The sequence below is a fragment of the Microbacterium sp. NRRL B-14842 genome, from assembly GCF_050470785.1.
In genome coordinates, this window is sequence record NZ_JBFLUM010000006.1 from 1 (window position 1) to 17,150 (window position 17,150).

The 17,150-nt window shown below is 72.5% G+C and carries 8 protein-coding genes and 9 pseudogenes; 10 read left to right on the plus strand and 7 right to left on the minus strand.

Annotated features, from left to right (window positions below; genetic code table 11):
* A pseudogene (locus tag AB1285_RS17110) lies at positions 1 to 303 on the plus strand (DNA-binding protein); the annotation flags it as partial.
* A gap of 9 nt (positions 304 to 312) precedes the next feature.
* Here AB1285_RS17110 and AB1285_RS17115 read toward each other — a convergent pair.
* Positions 313 to 1,719 carry a PLP-dependent aminotransferase family protein gene (locus AB1285_RS17115; protein WP_370429060.1) on the minus strand — a complete coding sequence of 469 codons (1,407 nt, stop codon included), beginning with the start codon at positions 1,717 to 1,719 and terminating at the stop codon, positions 313 to 315.
* Between AB1285_RS17115 and AB1285_RS17120 the strand changes: the two are divergent.
* Both AB1285_RS17120 and AB1285_RS17125 read left to right on the plus strand, forming a co-directional pair.
* Positions 1,718 to 2,699 (plus strand): annotated as a pseudogene (locus tag AB1285_RS17120) (DMT family transporter). The gene AB1285_RS17115 and the pseudogene AB1285_RS17120 overlap by 2 nt on opposite strands.
* Positions 2,672 to 3,266: pseudogene (locus AB1285_RS17125) on the plus strand (FMN-binding negative transcriptional regulator). The pseudogenes AB1285_RS17120 and AB1285_RS17125 overlap by 28 nt, the downstream one beginning before the upstream one ends.
* A 71-nt stretch (positions 3,267 to 3,337) precedes the next feature.
* Here the strand turns inward: AB1285_RS17125 and AB1285_RS17130 are convergent.
* Positions 3,338 to 4,485 (minus strand): annotated as a pseudogene (locus AB1285_RS17130) (SLC13 family permease).
* A 281-nt stretch (positions 4,486 to 4,766) separates the two neighbouring features.
* Between AB1285_RS17130 and AB1285_RS17135 the strand changes: the two are divergent.
* The 6 genes and pseudogenes from AB1285_RS17135 (at position 4,767) to AB1285_RS17160 (ending at position 12,664) form a co-directional block, all read left to right on the plus strand.
* Entirely contained in the window at positions 4,767 to 4,856 is a 90-nt protein-coding gene (locus AB1285_RS17135; protein ID WP_036292752.1) for a potassium-transporting ATPase subunit F, read from the plus strand.
* Positions 4,856 to 6,532 (plus strand): potassium-transporting ATPase subunit KdpA, encoded by a 1,677-nt coding sequence (gene kdpA, locus AB1285_RS17140; RefSeq protein ID WP_370428054.1) that lies wholly within the window; start codon positions 4,856 to 4,858, stop codon positions 6,530 to 6,532. The genes AB1285_RS17135 and kdpA overlap by 1 nt, the downstream gene beginning before the upstream one ends.
* Before the next feature lie 2 nt (positions 6,533 to 6,534).
* Positions 6,535 to 8,811: a potassium-transporting ATPase subunit KdpB gene (kdpB, locus tag AB1285_RS17145; RefSeq protein WP_370428055.1), complete on the plus strand. Its 2,277-nt coding sequence runs from the start codon at positions 6,535 to 6,537 to the stop codon at positions 8,809 to 8,811.
* A gap of 20 nt (positions 8,812 to 8,831) precedes the next feature.
* Positions 8,832 to 9,437: a potassium-transporting ATPase subunit KdpC gene (kdpC, locus tag AB1285_RS17150; RefSeq protein ID WP_370428056.1), complete on the plus strand. Its 606-nt coding sequence runs from the start codon at positions 8,832 to 8,834 to the stop codon at positions 9,435 to 9,437.
* Positions 9,434 to 11,996 (plus strand): annotated as a pseudogene (locus tag AB1285_RS17155) (ATP-binding protein). Before kdpC ends, AB1285_RS17155 begins: the two are co-directional and overlap by 4 nt.
* Entirely contained in the window at positions 11,993 to 12,664 is a 672-nt protein-coding gene (locus AB1285_RS17160) for a response regulator (protein ID WP_187663044.1), read from the plus strand. The pseudogene AB1285_RS17155 and the gene AB1285_RS17160 overlap by 4 nt, the downstream one beginning before the upstream one ends.
* Here the strand turns inward: AB1285_RS17160 and AB1285_RS17165 are convergent.
* The gene (locus tag AB1285_RS17165) at positions 12,661 to 13,476 is read right to left on the minus strand and encodes a TspO/MBR family protein (protein ID WP_259954928.1); all 816 of its coding nucleotides are present in this window, start codon (positions 13,474 to 13,476) and stop codon (positions 12,661 to 12,663) included. The genes AB1285_RS17160 and AB1285_RS17165 overlap by 4 nt on opposite strands.
* Positions 13,477 to 13,562: 86 nt before the next feature.
* Positions 13,563 to 14,128: pseudogene (locus tag AB1285_RS17170) on the minus strand (TetR/AcrR family transcriptional regulator).
* Positions 14,129 to 14,221: 93 nt separating this feature from the next.
* Here AB1285_RS17170 and AB1285_RS17175 point away from each other — a divergent pair.
* Positions 14,222 to 15,064: pseudogene (locus AB1285_RS17175) on the plus strand (alpha/beta fold hydrolase).
* A 70-nt stretch (positions 15,065 to 15,134) separates the two neighbouring features.
* On the opposite strand, the gene AB1285_RS17180 reads toward AB1285_RS17175, so the two are convergent.
* From AB1285_RS17180 to AB1285_RS17190, 3 genes and pseudogenes are all read right to left on the minus strand, one after another.
* Positions 15,135 to 15,191 (minus strand): hypothetical protein, encoded by a 57-nt coding sequence (locus AB1285_RS17180; protein WP_429977542.1) that lies wholly within the window; start codon positions 15,189 to 15,191, stop codon positions 15,135 to 15,137.
* A gap of 79 nt (positions 15,192 to 15,270) precedes the next feature.
* A pseudogene (locus tag AB1285_RS17185) lies at positions 15,271 to 15,887 on the minus strand (iron chelate uptake ABC transporter family permease subunit); the annotation flags it as partial.
* A pseudogene (locus AB1285_RS17190) lies at positions 15,884 to 17,115 on the minus strand (iron chelate uptake ABC transporter family permease subunit). The pseudogenes AB1285_RS17185 and AB1285_RS17190, both read right to left, overlap by 4 nt.
* Positions 17,116 to 17,150: the final 35 nt, after the last annotated feature.

Sequence of the window (17,150 nt, forward strand, 5' to 3'; positions counted from 1 at the left end):
CAGTTCATCCGGCAGTACCGCGAGAAGCACGGATCCTCCGTCGTCACGGTCTACCTGCCGCAGTACATCGTGGGGCACTGGTGGGAGAACTTCCTGCACAACCGGCGCGCCCGTCGCCTCGCGAACCAGCTCATGCTCGTGCACGGGGTGTCGATCACCCTGGTGCCGTGGCTGCTCGACTCGTCCGAGCTCATCTACGGCCGGCGCTCGCGTCCATTGCCCGGTCAGGAGAGGGCGGGGCGGCCCGTCGTGGTGGCCGGGCGCCGGGCGCACCGCCCCGCCGGGCCGCCGTCCGAGTCCTGACGGCGACGGTCAGGTTCCGGCGAGGATCGCGCCGAGGATCGCCGCAGCCTCGGGGAAGCGGGACGGGTCGGCGCTCGCGTAGTTGAGCCGTACGTACGCCCCCGACGGCTCGGCGGGGAACCACTCACTCCCCGGCGCGATGACCAGGCCGCGCGCCGCGCACTCGCGGACGACCGCGGCGGCGTCGGTGCCGTCCGGCAGCCGCAGCCAGAGGTTCAGCCCGCCGACCGGCACGGCCTCCACCAGCGCGGTCGGCGCCTGCGCGGCCAGGCACGACAGCAGGAGATCGCGCCGCGAACGCAGCTGCTCGCGGAAGCCGCGGAGGTGCGTGCGCCATGCGGGCTGGGTCACCACGTCGAGCGCGGCCGTCTGCAGGAGGCCGCTGACGTACATCGACTCCGCCGCGCGATCGGCGAGGATGCGGTCCCTGGCGGGACCGCGCGCGATCACCGCCGCCACCCGCAGGGACGGCGACACGCTCTTCGTCAGCGAGCGCAGGTACACCACATGGCCGTCGTGGTCGGAGGCGGCCACGGGGCGGGGGTCGGCGTCGATGCCGAGGTCGTGCGCCCAGTCGTCCTCGATGAGGAAGGCTCCGTGGCGACGGACCGCGTCGAGCACGGCCTCACCGGTCGCCGCCGGCCACTGCGCTCCGGTGGGGTTCGCGAACGTGGGCTGCGCGTAGAACGCCCGGGCTCCGGTCTCGGCGAGCGCCCTGTCGACCGCGTCCGGATCCGGACCCTGCGGACCGGAGGGGACGGGAACGAGCACGACCCCCGCCTGCTCCGCCGCGAGCAGGGCACCCCAGTACGTCGGCGACTCGATGAGCAGCGGCCGGCCGACGCCGACGACCGCCCGGAAGATGGAGCTCAGTCCGCTCTGACTCCCGGAGATGATGACGGCGTCGCGGGCGGTCGGCACCGTGATCCCGGCCGGGGCCGCCGCGGCCAGCTCCGCCGCGAACCACTCCTGCAGTCCGGGCTCGCCGGCCGCGGGCGAGCGGGTGAGAGCGGACGCGGTCCGGGAGGCGCGCACCAGGGCCTGCCGTACCAGCCGCTCGGGGAGGAGATCCGGAGCGGGATACCCGGAGTGCAACCCGATCGCGTCCGGCGAGGTCGGGCGCTGCGCCGAGGAGAGACCGTCCAGGCGCACGGCGGCCGCGCCAAGAGCCCCGGCCTGCCAGCCGTAGTCGGCCGGCAGGACCGTGCGCGCCGCGCGCACGAAGGTGCCGACGCCGGGCCGCGCCTCGACGAGCCCGAGGCGGACGAGCTGCTGCACCGCCTTCTGCACGGTCACGGGGCTCGCGGCGTACTCGGCCGTCAGCGCGCGGTTGGAGGGGAGGCGGGCGCCGGGTGCGGCGGCGGCGATCCACGTCCGGAGGCCGGCCACGATACGTGCGGTGCTATCCTGACTCATGAAAGAACAGAGTAGCGTTATCCGTCCGAACGGAACACTGCTATCCCGCGCCGCCGGTCCCGCCTGGGGCCTCCTGGGCGTCGTCGCCTTCTCGTTCACGCTGCCGTTCACCCGGATCGCGCTCGGTGGCGGGCTCTCGCCGCTGTTCATCGGCTCCGCCCGCGCGGTCGTCGCCGCTGTGCTCGCCGCGCTCGTCCTCCTCGTCACACGCCAGCAGCCGCCGAGCCCGGTCCAGTGGGCGCGACTCGCGATCGTCGCCCTCGGAGTGGTCGCCGGCTTCCCCCTGCTGACCTCGTTCGCCATGACCACCACGCCCGCGAGTCACGGCGCGGTCGTGATCGGCCTCCCTCCCGGCCGCGACCGCGGTCGCCGTCGTGCTGCGCACCCGGGAGCGCCCGTCCCCCTCGTTCTGGGTCTTCGCACTCCTCGGCGCCGCCGCGGCCCTCGTCTTCGCGACGCTGCAGAACGGCACGCCCGGCGCGCTCCGCCCCGCCGACCTCCAGCTGTTCGGGGCCGTGATCGCCGCGGCCGTCGGCTACGCGGAGGGCGGCCTGCTCGCGCGCGAGCTCGGTGCCTGGCAGACGATCTCCTGGGCACTCGTGCTCGCCGCTCCCGTCATGCTCGCGGTGGCCATCGCCGCCGGGGTCGCCGCACCGCCCGTCGCCACCCCCACCGCCTGGCTCGCGTTCGCCTACCTGGCCGCGGTCAGCATGTTCCTCGGATTCGTCGCCTGGTACCGCGGCATCGCGATCGGCCCCATGGCACAGGTGAGCCAGATCCAGCTCGTGCAGCCCGTCATGGGCATCACCTGGGCAGCCTTCCTCTTCCACGAGGACGTCGGCCTGGCCACGGTGCTCGGCGGACTCGCGGTCGTCGTGTGCGCCGGACTCGCCGTCCGCACCCGCAGTTCTCCTCCCGCCCCCACCCCCACCCCCACCCGACAGGAGGCGCCATGCGTCACACCCCCCGCTACCTCATGACCGACCCGGAGGAGGTCAAGCGCCTCATCCGCGGCGCACCCGTGGGCGACGTTCGTCTCGCCGACCTCCACCGGTCTCGTCGCCTCGCACTACCCCGTTCTGCTCGACGAGGACGAGGACGGCATCGTGCTCGTGAGCCACTTCGGACGCCCGGACGATGAGCTCCACGAGCTCGGACGACACGAGGTCCTGGTGATCATCCAGGGGCCGCACGACTACGTGTCCTCGAGCCTCTATGCACCGGGGGACCTCGTGCCGACCTGGAACCATGTCACCGCGCACCTCTCCGGCACCCCCGAGATCCTCACCGCGGAGGAGAACTACGCCATGCTCACCCGGCTCACCGACCACTTCGAGGGTGGGCAGCCGCACGGGCGGAGCCTCGCGGAGGACGAGGCGGGCACCCGACGAGCCGCGAAGGGCACGGTGGGCCTGCGGCTCCGGGTCACCCGGTTCGACGCCCGCGCCAAGCTCAGCCAGAACAAGGCCCCCGAGGTGCGCGAGCGCATCGCCGCCCGGTTCGACGCCGTCCACCCCGCCCTGGCCGCCGAGATGCGTCGCGTCTGACCCCCGTTCGAATCGCGCACTGTGCTCCATCTCGGGCGGATTTGCAACACAGCGCGCGATTCGAAACGGGGTCAGAGGACGAGCGTGGCCAGGACGACGGTGGGCACCGCGGCGACGACCCCCCAGAGGGCGAAGCGGCCCCAGCGGATCTCCACCCCGAGCGCCGTCACGCGATGGTGCCAGAGGAGCGTCGCGAGCGAGGCCCACGGCGTGACGAGCGGACCGAGGTTCACGCCGATCAGCAGGGCCATCAGGGCGACCGGGTCCCCTGCCGCGGGTTCGAGCACGAGGTAGGCGGGGAGGTTGTTGATCGCGTTCGCGCTCACGGCCCCGAGCGCGGCGAGCCGGAACAGGTCGCCGGGAGAGTCGCCGTTCGCGGTCGCCGAGGTCAGGAAGTCGAGCAGCCCCTGCGCGTGCGCGGTCTCGACCAGCACGAACAGCGACGCGGCGAGCGCGAGCGCCTGCCACGGGACGAGCGAGAGCCGCAGGGCCCGGCGACGACGGACGGCGAAGAGCGCGATCAAGGCGAGAGCCGCGACCGAGGCGGGGATCCACACGTCGGGGGTCAGCGCGAGCAGCGGCATCAGCACCACGAGGATGCCGGTCGCGCTCCAGAACAGCAGGGGGTCGGCGGGGCGCCGCGCCACGGGCGTCTCGTACGCGCCGAAGACCGTGCGCCGATGCAGGACCGTGAGGATCGCGACGGGCACCAAGATCCCCACGAGCGTGGGCGCCCAGCTCAGCGCGATGAACGCCCCGGGGCCGTACCCCATCGCGGGCGCGGCGAGCAGGTTGGTGAGGTTCGAGACCGGCAGCGCGAGGGACGCGGTGTTGGCGAGCCAGACGGTGGCCAGGGCGAACGGCAGCGGGGAGACGCCGATGCTCTGCGCCAGGACCACCACGACCGGGTGACGATCACGGCGGTCGTGTCGAGCGAGAGGAACACGGTGCTCACCACGGCGAGCACGACCACCAGCGCCCACAGCACCACCACGCGGCCGCGACCCCAGCGCGCGAGGCGCTGCGAGACGACGTCGAACACCGCCGCATCACGGGCGAGCTCGGCGACGATCGTGATCGCGACGACGAACCCCAGCACGGGCGCGATCCGCGCCCCGAGCGCACCGGCATCCGTGCGCGGCAGGAAGCCCGTGAGCACGCACACGAGCGCGATCACGACGAGCCCGGCGACGATCCCCGCGCCGACGCCGATCCGCATCCGTCCGATCCCCACCTCGTGAGCATAGGGCCGGCGCCACCCTTTCGAATCGCGCACCTGGCTGCATCGGCGGCGGGTTGGGGACCAGGTGCGCGATTCGAAGGCAGGAGGTGTGAGCAACCCGCATGCATCCGGGGGACGGGCGTAGGGGAACCGTGAGGATCGACGGATGCGGCCGGGCGGCGCAGTTGGATCGAGGACGTGCTCGACATCATCTACCTCGCGCTGACCCTGGCGCTGTTCGCCCTCGTGTCCCTCATCGCCAAGGCGGTGGACCGCGCATGATCGTCTTCGAGATCCTCGCCGCCGTCCTCGCCGTCGCCGCGGTCGTCTACCTGGTCGTGGCGCTCGTCGCCCCGGAGCGCTTCTGATGGACGCGACGGTCCTCTTCGGCGTCCTCCAGATCACGGCCGTCGTGGTCGTGCTCGTGCTCCTCTACCGCCCCCTCGGCGACTACATCGCGCACGTCTACACCTCCGGGCGCGACCTCCGCCTCGAGCGCGGGCTGTACCGGGTGATCGGGGTCGACCCCCGCTCCGAGCAGACCTGGCGAGCCTACGCCCGCAGCGTGCTGCTGTTCTCCCTCGTCGGGCTCCTGCTCGTGTACGGGCTGCAGCGGCTCCAGGCCTTCCTCCCCGCCTCGCTGGGCCTGCCCGCCGTGCCGGAGGGACTCGCGTTCAACACCGCCGCGTCCTTCGTCGCGAACACCAACTGGCAGTCGTACTCGCCCGAGCAGACCATGGGCTACACGGTGCAACTCGCGGGCCTCACGGTGCAGAACTTCGTCTCCGCCGCCGTCGGCCTCACCATCGCCATCGCTCTCGTCCGCGGGCTCGCGCGCCGCGGCTCCGCGACGATCGGCAACTTCTGGGTCGACCTCACCCGCGGCCTGGGGCGGCTGCTCCTCCCGCTCGCCCTGATCGGCGCGGTGGCCCTGCTCGCGGGCGGCGTGATCCAGAACGTGAACGGCTTCACCGACGTCGCCACGGTCTCCGGCGGCACGCAGACGATCCCCGGCGGTCCGGTCGCGTCGCAGGAGGCCATCAAGCTGCTCGGCACCAACGGCGGCGGCTTCTTCAACGCGAACTCCGCCCACCCCTTCGAGAACCCGACCGGGTGGACCAACCTCCTCGAGGTGCTGCTGATCCTGGTGATCCCGTTCGCCCTCCCCCGCGCGTTCGGCCGACTGGTCGGCGACCACCGGCAGGGCTACGCGATCGTCGCGGTCATGGGCACCCTGTTCCTCGCCTCACTCGCCGCGCTCTCGGCCCTGGAGCTGGCGGGACGCGGTTCCGCCCCCGAGCTCGCCGGCGCGGCGATGGAGGGCAAGGAGCAGCGCTTCGGCATCCTCGGCTCGACCCTCTTCGGCAGCGCGAGCACGCTCACCTCGACCGGGGCCGTGAACTCGATGCACGACTCGTACACCGCACTCGGGGGCATGATGCCGATGCTGAACATGATGCTCGGCGAGGTCGCTCCGGGCGGCGTCGGCTCCGGTCTGTACGGGATGCTCGTGCTCGCGATCGTCGCGGTCTTCGTCGGCGGGCTGCTCGTCGGCCGCACCCCGGAGTGGCTCGGGAAGCGCATCGGACCGCGGGAGATGACCCTCGCGAGCCTCTACATCCTCGTGGTCCCGGTGCTCGTCCTCGGCGGCACGGCCCTGAGCTTCGCGATCCCCGGGATCCGGGAGGACGTGGAGTCCACGAGCATCCTCAACCCGGGGGTGCACGGCATGAGCGAGGTGCTCTACGCGTTCACCTCCGCCGCGAACAACAACGGCTCCGCGTTCGCGGGGCTCACCGCGAACACTCCGTGGTTCAACACCGCCCTGGGCGTCGCGATGCTGCTCGGGCGATTCCTCCCGATCGTGCTCGTGCTGGCTCTCGCCGGGTCGTTCGCCGCGCAGGAGCGGGTGCCGGCCACGACCGGCACGCTCCCCACCCACCGGCCGCAGTTCGTCGGCCTGCTCCTCACCGTGACCGTCGTCGTGACGGCCCTCACCTACTTCCCCGTGCTCGCACTGGGACCGCTCGCCGAAGGACTCTGACCATGACCCTCCTGACCACCCCTCCCGAACAGCAGGACGCCCCCGCCGTCGCGGCCCGCCCGCCGCGCTCCTTCGGCGGCGCGCAGCTCGCGCAGGCGCTCCCCGGCGCCCTCCGGAAGCTCAACCCCGCGACGCTCGTGCGCAATCCCGTGATGCTCCTCGTGTGGGTCGGCGCCGCGTTCACGACCGTCCTCGCGATCGCGGAGCCCTTCCTCGGCGGGCCCGCCCCGTCCGGCGGCACCCCCGTCCCGGCGGCGTTCACCTGGGGCATCGCGCTCTGGCTCTGGCTGACCGTGTTCTTCGCGAACGTCGCGGAGTCGGTCGCCGAAGGGCGCGGCAAGGCCCAGGCCGCGAGCCTGCGGAACACCCGCACCCAGACGATGGCGCGACGGGTGGTGGGCCCTTCGACAGGCTCAGGGACCCAGGGTGCGGGCTCAGGGACCCAGGGTGCGGGCTCAGGGACCCAGCGTGGCGCCGGGTGGGTCGCTGAGCTCGTCGAAGCGCCGACGGAGACGGTGTCGTCGGCGGAGCTGCAGCGCGACGACCTCGTGATCGTCTCCGCGGGCGAACTGATCCCGGGCGACGGCGACATCGTCGCGGGCATCGCGACGGTCGACGAGTCGGCCATCACCGGCGAGAGCGCCCCCGTCGTCCGCGAGTCCGGCGGCGACCGCAGTGCTGTCACCGGCGGCACCCGGGTGCTGTCGGACCGGATCGTCGTGCGCATCACGTCGAAGCCCGGCGAGACGTTCGTCGACCGCATGATCGCCCTCGTCGAGGGGGCGAGCCGACAGCGCACCCCGAACGAGATCGCGCTGAACATCCTCCTCGCGAGCCTGTCGATCGTCTTCGTCGTCGTGGTCCTCGCGCTGAACCCGATCGCGTCGTACGCCGCGTCGCCCGTGAGCATCCCCGTCCTCATCGCCCTGCTCGTCTGCCTCATCCCGACCACCATCGGCGCGCTCCTCTCCGCTATCGGCATCGCGGGCATGGACCGGCTCGTGCAGCGGAACGTGCTGGCGATGTCGGGGCGGGCGGTGGAGGCCGCGGGCGACGTCACCACGCTGCTCCTCGACAAGACCGGCACGATCACCCACGGCAACCGCCGCGCCCACGCCGTGCTGCCGCTCACCGGGGTGGACGCCGAGGAGCTGCTGCGCACCGCCGCCCTCTCCTCGCTCGCCGACCCGACGCCGGAGGGCGCATCGATCGTCGAACTCGCCGCCGCCCGCGGGATCCGGGTGGAGGCCCCGGCGGACGCCGTCGTCGTCCCGTTCACGGCGCAGACGCGCATGAGTGGTCTCGACCTCGCCGACGGCACGCAGATCCGCAAGGGTGCCGCCTCGGCCGTGGCGGCCTGGCTGGGGCAGACCCCCGGCCCCGAGCTCGCGACCCTCACCGACGACGTCGCCTCGGGCGGCGGCACGCCCCTCGTCGTCGCGGTGCAGGGCCCTTCGACAGGCTCAGGCCCTTCGACAGGCTCAGGGACCCAGCCGGACTCAGGCCCTTCGACAGGCTCAGTGACCCAGGCTGTGGACGCGCGGATCCTCGGGGTCGTGCACCTCAAGGACATCGTCAAGGACGGCCTCCGAGAGCGGTTCGACGAGCTGCGCAGCATGGGCATCCGCACGGTCATGATCACCGGAGACAACCCCCTCACCGCGAAGGCCATCGCGGCCGAGGCCGGCGTCGACGACTACCTCGCCGAGGCCACCCCGGAGGACAAGCTCGACCTCATCCGCCGGGAACAGGAGGGCGGACGTCTCGTCGCGATGACCGGGGACGGCACCAACGACGCTCCCGCGCTCGCCCAGGCCGACGTCGGCGTCGCGATGAACACGGGCACCTCGGCGGCCAAGGAAGCCGGCAATATGGTCGACCTCGACTCCGACCCGACCAAGCTCATCGACATCGTCCGCATCGGGAAGCAGCTGCTCATCACCCGCGGCGCGCTGACGACGTTCTCGCTCGCGAACGACATCGCGAAGTACTTCGCCATCATCCCGGCGATGTTCATGGGGGTGTTCCCCGGACTCGCGGCACTGAACATCATGCAGCTGCATTCCCCGGCCTCCGCGGTCACGAGCGCGATCATCTTCAACGCCATCGTGATCGTGTTCCTCATCCCGCTCGCGCTGCGCGGCGTGAAGTACCGGCCGGCGAGCGCCTCGCAGATCCTGCAGCGGAACCTGCTCGTCTACGGCCTCGGCGGCGTCATCGCCCCGTTCCTCGGCATCAAGCTCATCGACCTCCTCGTCAGCCTCCTCCCCGGCTTCTGACCGGGCTCGAAAGGAACGCCATGTCGTCCACCACCCGCACCACGATGCGCACCGCCGGTGTCGCCGTCCGCGCGATGCTCGTCCTCACCCTCGTCCTCGGCGTCGGGTACACGCTGCTCGTCACCGGCATCGGCCAGCTCCTCCTCCCCGCACAGGCGAACGGCTCGATGCTCCCCGGCGACCGGGGCAGCGCGCTCCTCGGCCAGTCCTTCACAGATGCCGACGGCGAAGCCCTGCCCGAGTACTTCCAGTCCCGCCCCTCGGCGGCCGGCGACGGGTACGACGGGGCGTCGTCCGGCGGCAGCAACCTCGGGCCGGAGAACCCCGACCTCGTCGCCGCCATCGCCGCGCGGAAGGCCGAGGTCGCCGCCAGAGTGGGCATCGATCCGTCCGCGGTCCCCGCGGATGCCGTGACCGCGTCCGGCTCCGGCCTCGACCCGCACATCAGCGTCGCGTACGCCCTGCTCCAGGTGCCGCGGGTGGCCGCCGCCCGCGACCTGGCCGAAGACGAGGTGCGGGCCCTCGTGGAGTCTAGGATTCAAGGGCGGGACCTGGGGTTCCTCGGCGAGGAGCGCATCAACGTCGCGGAGCTGAATCTCGCACTCGACGACCGGGAGGGTGCATGAGCGCAGAGCGGCCGCCGCGCCCCGCGACGGACCGGAACCGCCGCGGACGGCTGCGCGTCCTCCTCGGCGCCGCGCCGGGCGTCGGGAAGACCTTCGAGATGCTCGCCGAGGGTCGGCGACTCCGCGAGGAAGGCCGCGACGTGGTCATCGCGATCGTGGAGACCCACGGCCGTGCGGCCACGGCCGCCCTCACCTCCGGGCTGCCCGAGGTGCCGCGGCGCGAGGACGCCCATCGCGGGGTCACCCTCTCCGAGCTCGACCTCGATGCGGTGCTCTCCCTCGCCCCGGAGATCGCTCTGGTGGACGAGTTCGCGCACACGAACGCCCCCGGCTCGCGGAACCCCAAGCGCTGGCAGGACGTCGAGGAGCTGCTGGACGCGGGGATCGACGTCGTCACCACCGTGAACGTGCAGCACATCGAGTCGCTGAACGCGGTCGTGGAGAAGATCACCGGGATCGCCCAGCGCGAGACCATCCCGGACGCGGTCGTCCGCGCCGCCGACGAGATCGAGGTCGTCGACCTCGCACCGCAGACGCTCCGCGACCGGCTCGCCGCAGGTCTCGTCTACCCCGCTGAGCGGGTCGACGCCGCCCTCTCGCACTACTTCCGGCTCGGCAACCTCACCGCCCTGCGGGAGCTCGCCCTGCTGTGGCTCGCCGACGAGGTCGACAGCGCGCTCCGCAGCTATCGCGCCGAACAGGGCATCGCGGGAGCCTGGCAGGCGCGCGAGCGGGTGGTCGTCGCCCTCACCGGCGGCCCGGAGGGCGAGACGCTGCTGCGCCGCGGGGCCCGCATCGCCGCACGCTCCGCCGGCGGGGAGCTGCTCGCCGTGCACGTGACCGCCCAGGACGGACTGCGCGACGAGACCCCCGGCGCCCTCGCCGCGCAGCGCTCCCTCGTCGAGTCCCTCGGCGGCACGTACCACCAGGTGGTCGGGGACGACATCCCGGCGACGCTCGTCGAGTTCGCGCAGAGTGCCGACGCCACGCAGCTCGTGATCGGGGTGAGCCGGCGCGGCCGCCTCGCCGCCGCCCTCACCGGGCCGGGGATCGGCGCCGAGGTCATCCGCCGCTCGGGCGACATCGACGTGCACATCGTGACCCACGCCGCGGCGGGCGGCCGGCTCGCCCTCCCCCGCATCACCGGCGGTGCGCTCGGCTGGCGTCGGCAGGCGCTGGGCTTCGGCGTGGCCCTCGTGTTCGGCCCGCTGCTGTCCTGGCTGATGTTCACCGTCCGCAGCCCCGAGTCGATCACGGCGGAGGTGCTCGCCTACCAGCTGCTCGTCGTGGTGGTCGCCCTCATCGGCGGCATCCGTCCCGCCGTGTTCGCGGCGGTGCTCTCCGGCATCACCCTCGACTTCCTCTTCGTCGCCCCGCTGTTCACGATCACGATCGCGCACACCGCTGCACGTGCTCGCGCTCACCCTCTATGTCATCATCGCGATCCTCGTGAGCCTCATCGTCGACCAGGCCGCCCGCCGGGCGCGGACCGCGCAGCGGGCGACCGCCGAGGCGGAGCTCCTCGCGGCCGTCGCCGGGAACGTGCTCCGCGGCGACAACGCCGTGCTCGCCCTCGTCAGCCGGACGCGGGAGGCGTTCGGGCTGAGCGGGGTGCGGCTGCTCAGCCCCTCCGGCGAGGTGCTGGCCAGCGACGGCGAGCCGGTACCGGACGGCCGCGCCACCACCATCCCGGTCGGGGTCGCGTCCGGTGGCGGCCCGCGCGCCGTGCTGGAGCTCAACGGGGAGCCGATCGCCGGTCCGGAGCGCCGACTGCTCGACGCGATCGTCGCCCAGCTCTCCGCCGCCATCGAGCACACCGATCTCCGCGCGACCGCGCGGGAGGCGGAAGCCCTCGCCGAGACCGACCAGGTCCGCAGCGCCCTGCTCTCCGCCGTCAGTCACGACCTGCGCCGGCCGCTGGCCTCGGCGGTCGCCGCGATCGGCGGGCTCCGCGGCGCGCACGGCCTGTCCGCGGAGGACCGCGCGGAGCTGCTGGAGACCGCGGACGAGAGCCTCGCGACCCTCTCCGCCCTCGTCACCGATCTCCTCGACGTGAGCCGCGTGGAGGCGGGAGTGCTCGCGGTCTCGGCCCAGCGGATCGACGCGGCCGGCCCCGTGCTCGCCGCGGTGGACGAGCTCGGTCTCGGCCCCGCCGACGTCGAGCTCGCCCTGGACCCCGACCTGCCGCCGCTGCACGCGGACCCCGTGCTCTTGCAGCGGGTACTCGTGAACGTGCTCGCCAACGCCCACCGTCACGCTCCCGACGGCAGTCGCGTGCTCGTGTCGAGCAGCCGGCTGGGGGATCGGGCAGAGCTCCGGATCATCGACCGCGGCGAGGGCATCGCGCCGGAACGCCGCGATGCCGTCTTCCAGCCGTTCCAGCGTTTCGGCGACACCGACAACACAGCGGGGCTCGGGCTCGGGCTCGCCCTGTCGCGCGGTTTCACGGAGGGCATGGGCGGTAGCCTGACTCCGGAGGACACCCCAGGGGGCGGACTCACCATGGTCATCTCCCTGCCGCTCGCCGCAGGGTCTTCCGACACGGAGGGGACGGAGTGAAGCTCCTCATCGCCGACGACGACCCGCAGATGGTGCGGGCGCTGCGGATCACCCTCGCGGCGCACGGCTACGAGGTCGTCGTGGCCGCCGATGGCGCCGCCGCGATCGCCGCCGCAGCGCAGAGCCATCCCGACCTCATCATGCTCGACCTCGGCATGCCCCGCCTCGACGGCATCGAGGTGATCCAGGCGCTCCGCGGCTGGACGAGCGTGCCCATCATCGTCGTGTCGGGGCGGACGGGCTCCGCCGACAAGGTGGAGGCGCTGGACGCCGGGGCGGACGACTTCGTCACGAAGCCCTTCCAGGTCGACGAGCTGCTGGCCCGGCTGCGGGCGCTCTCCCGCCGCGCGGTCGCCGCGAACGGGGAGTCCGTGGTCGCGTTCGGGGACGTCGTCGTCGACCTCGCCACGAAGACCGTGACCCGCGCCGGCACCCGGGTGCACCTCACGCCGACCGAGTGGCGGATGCTCGAGCACCTCGCGCGGCATCCGGGCGCGCTGGTGACCCGGCAGGATCTCCTCAAGGAGATCTGGGGCAGTGCCCAGGTGTCCGACTCCGGCTACCTGCGGCTCTATATGTCCCAGCTCCGCAAGAAGCTGGAGCGCGAGCCTTCGACGCCCGTCCACCTGCTGACGGAGTCAGGAATGGGCTACCGGCTGGTCCTCTAGCGACCGAGCGGCGCGCGGTCGTGCGTGCCCGCGATGCGACGCCGACGGAGGACCGCCACGACGCCGACGACTACGAGGAGGACGGCCACGATGATCGCGGTGACGGCGGTGGGCGTGCTCTCCGGCTCGCCCGTGAGACGCCCGACCGCGAGCCAGCTCAGACCCCAGGCGGTCGCGAGCGCCGGCGCGAGGCGTCCGGTGAACCAGGCCGATGCGGCGCCGATCACCAGCACGACCACGAGCACGGCGACGGCCCAGGCGTCGGGGGCACCCGCTCCGATCTCCGGGACCGTCTGGGTGAGCCAGGCGGCGGTGTTGGCGACCGTCGCGATGGTGACCCAGCCGAAGTGCAGGCCGTTCGCCCCGTCGGTGAGGAGCCGATCAGCGAGATTACGGGCGGGGAACCGGCCGAGGAGCACGATGACGCGGGCGAGCGTCGCGAGCAGGAGCGCGATCACGAGCACGGTCAGCCACAGCGTCAGGTAGCGCGCGGTCACGAGCCAGAGGCCGTTGAGCACCATCGAGAGGGCGATCCAGCCGCCGACCGCCTGCTGTCGCTCGTCGCGGCGCTGCGCGGGGAGCGCCTGCCACACGGTGTAGGCGAGGAGTCCCACATAGATGAGCGACCAGATCGAGAAGGCCGGTCCGGCGGGGGCGAGGTACGAGCCTTGGGCCGAGAGCGCGCCGTTCTGCAGCTCATCGACGGAGTCACCGCCGAAGGCGCCGGCGCCGATGGCCGCGGCGATCAGCATGAACACGGCGGCGGCGATCACGAGGCTCTGGCGGGCGATGCCCTTCGTCGAGGTCTCCATGCCCGCACCTACGCGGGAGGAGGACGGAAGGGAGTGGCCTTGACAGTGCCCCTTCGTTTCGCTAACCAGGTTAGCGAGTGGAGGCGTCAGGCCGGAGCGAGGGCGGCGTCGATCAGGACCTCGGCGGCGCGGCGCGCGTGCACGGCGGCCTCCGGGTCCGCACCGATCGCCGCCGTGCTCTGCGCCCCCTCGGCGAGGAGCGAGAGCTGGGCGGCCAGGCCCACCGGGGCGCCGGTCGCCGCGACGAGCTCCGCCATGTACTGCTGGAACGCCGCCTTGTGCGCGCGGACGATGCCGGCGACCTCGGGGCTCGTGCCCCCGAGCTCGCCGAATGCGTGATGAAGGCGCAGCCCCGGAACCCGTCGCTGCAGAACCAGTCCTCCAGGTAGCCGTAGACCGCGAGGAGGCGGGCGCGCGGATCGTCGCGCTCTGCGCCACGGCGGCGGTGAGCCCCTGCTCCCACTCGGCGTGCTTCCGCGTCAGCACCGCCGCGACGATGTCCGTCTTCGCCGGAAACAGCGAATAGACGCGCCGCAGCGACACCCCGGCGGCGGACCGGAGCTCGTCCATGCCGACCGCCGCATAGCCCTTGCGGTAGTAGAGCTCCTCCGCGGCGGAGAGGATGCTGTTCGCGCGCCTCGTCTTCGGTCATGTCCAGAATCTACTGACATGAGAACGAACGTTCTCTAGATTGATCACATCAGGCGAGAACGGTCGTTCTCACCGGCATCGGAAGGAACACATCATGGGTTACATCACCGTCGGCACCGAGAACACCACCCCGATCGAGCTCTACTACGAAGACCAGGGCAGCGGTCAGCCCGTCGTGCTGATCCACGGCTACCCGCTCAACGGGCACTAGCTGGGAGCGCCAGACCCGCGAGCTCCTCGCCCAGGGGTACCGCGTCATCACCTACGACCGCCGCGGCTTCGGACAGTCCTCCAAGGTCGGCTCCGGCTACGACTACGACACCTTCGCCGCCGATCTGAACACCGTGCTCGAGACCCTCGACCTCCGCGACGTCGTGCTCGTCGGCTTCTCCATGGGCACCGGCGAGCTCGCCCGCTACGTCGGCCGCTACGGCCACGAGCGCGTCGCGAAGCTCGCCTTCCTCGCGTCGCTCGAGCCCTTCCTCGTGCAGCGCGACGACAACCCCGAGGGCGTGCCGCAGGAGGTCTTCGACGGGATCGAGGCCGCCGCCAAGGACGACCGCTACTCCTGGTTCACCCAGTTCTACAAGGACTTCTACAACCTCGACGAGAACCTCGGCACGCGCATCAGCCAGCAGGTCGTCGACGCGAACTGAACCTCTCCGTCACCAGCGCCCCGGTCGCCGCCTACGCCGTGGTCCCGACCTGGATCGAGGACTTCCGCGACGACGTGAAGGCCGTGGCCGCCGCCGGCAAGCCGACCCTGATCCTGCACGGCACCAAGGACAACATCCTGCCGATCGACGCGACCGCCCGCCGCTTCCACCAGGCCGTCCCCGAGGCCGAGTACGTCGAGGTCGAGGGCGCCCCGCACGGCCTCCTCTGGACCCACGCCGACGAGGTCAACGCCGCCCTGACGCAGTTCCTGGCCCGGTAACCCTCGTTCGAATCGCCCGAATGGCCCCATTTCCTCCGGAGATGGGGCCATTCGGGCGATTCGAAGCGGGTCAGCGGGAGCGCCAGAGCAGCCAGACGAAGTACGGGGCACCGATCAGCGCGACCACGAGACCCGCCGGAAGCTGCGCGGGGGGCGATCACCGTCCGGCCGATCGTGTCCGCGATGCCCACGAGCAGCCCGCCGAGGAGCACCGCCGTCGGGATCACTCGCGAGTGCCGCGCGCCCACCAGGGCCCGCGCCGCGTGCGGCGCCACGAGCCCCACGAAGCCGATGACCCCGATCGCCGTCACGCTCAGCGCCGCGAGGACGGCCGCCACCAGCAGCAGCGTCAACCGGACGGGCTCCAGCCGGATGCCGACCAGTCGCGGGGTGTCCTCATCGAGCGACAGCACGTCGAGCTCCGGCGACTCATCACCACGAACGGCACCGCGATCACGAGGACGATCGCCAGCGGGATGACCTGCTCCCACACCCGCCCGTACGTCGTCCCGGAGAGCCAGGTGTAGATCTTCGGGGTGTCCCACGGGTTCGAGCGCAGCAGGAAGAAGGTCGTGAGGGAGACCGTGAAGTACGAGACCCCGATGCCGATGAGCAGGAAACGGTCCGCGTTCAGGCCGCCCCGCCACGACAGCAGGTAGACGAGGGCGAAGGCGAGCAGCGAGCCGGTGACGGCTCCCGCGATCATCCCGCCCGTCGACGACGTGATGCTCGTGATCACCAGCACCGCGCCGAGCCCGCCGCCGCCGGTGACGCCGAGGATGCCCGGGTCGGCGAGCGGGTTGCGGCTCACCCCCTGGATCACGAGCGCCGGAGAGCGCGAGCGCGGCGCCGGCGACCACGGCGGCCACGATCCGCGGCGCGCGCTCGTCGAGGGCGAAGGCGATGGGCGCGGGAGCCTGCCCCTGCAGCCATAGCGCGATGTCGCCGGTGAGCAGCCAGGTGTGCCCGGCGAGCAGTCCGAGCAGCAGCACCCGACCACGCCGAGGGCGACGAGGGCGAGGGTGATCCGGAAGCGCAGGCGGCTGCGCACCCCGAAGCGCAACCCGCGGAGGCTCGCGCGTGGGACCGGCGTCGCGGAGGCGTCGGGCCATGAGCACGAGCACGATCGCGCCGAGCAGCGTCGTCGCGACGCCGGTCGGGATGAGGATCGCGGCCTCCGCGCCGATCAGCGCGCGCAGGAGGGCGTCGGAGAGGATGACGACGAGGGCGCCGAGGAGCCCCGACGCGGGGATCAGCAAGCAGATGGCGGTTCAGGCTCGGCACCACCCGCGCCAGCAGCCGCGCGAGCACCGGCGCACACAGCCCGACGAAGCCCATCGGCCCGGCGAGCGTCACCGCGACCGCCGTGAGGGTGACCGCGAGGAGGATCCCGATGGTCCTGGTCGACCGGATCGGCACGCCGAGCGACGAGGCGGTGTCGTCGCCCAGGGACAGGATGTCGAGGCGCCGCGCGAGCACGAGGGCCAGCACCGTGACGACCACGACGACCGGAGCCGCCTGCAGGAACGCGGTGAGTCCGAGCTGCGACAGGCTCCCGCTCCCCAGGCGAGCAGTCCCTTGGTCTCCTCGTCGAACAGGATGAGCAGGGTCGAGGTCGCGGCCTGGAAGGCGAGCGCCAGCGCAGAGCCCGCGAGGATGAGGCGGGTCGTGGACGACCCCGCCCCTCCGGCGAGTCCGAGCACGATGCCCGCGGCGACGATGCCGCCCGCGAACGCCACCGCCCCGGAGGCCCACACCGGCACGGCGATCCCGAACGCGGCGAGCGCCGTGACGGCGAGGTAGGCCCCGGCGGTCACGCCGAGCGTGTCGGGTGACGCGAGGGCATTGCGGGCGAGGGACTGCAGCAGGATGCCGGCGACGCCGAGGGCCACGCCCACCGCGACGCCGGCGGCGAGCCGCGGCACCCGCGATCCCCAGAGGACGTCGGCGTCGGCGAACACCGCGCCGCTCGTGCCCTGCGTGAGGTGCCAGCAGGCGACCGCCACCAGCACGACGGCGAGAGCGACGAGCACGCCGACGCCCGTCCACACCGCGGGCTTCCGACCCTCCGCCCCACGCGGACGGC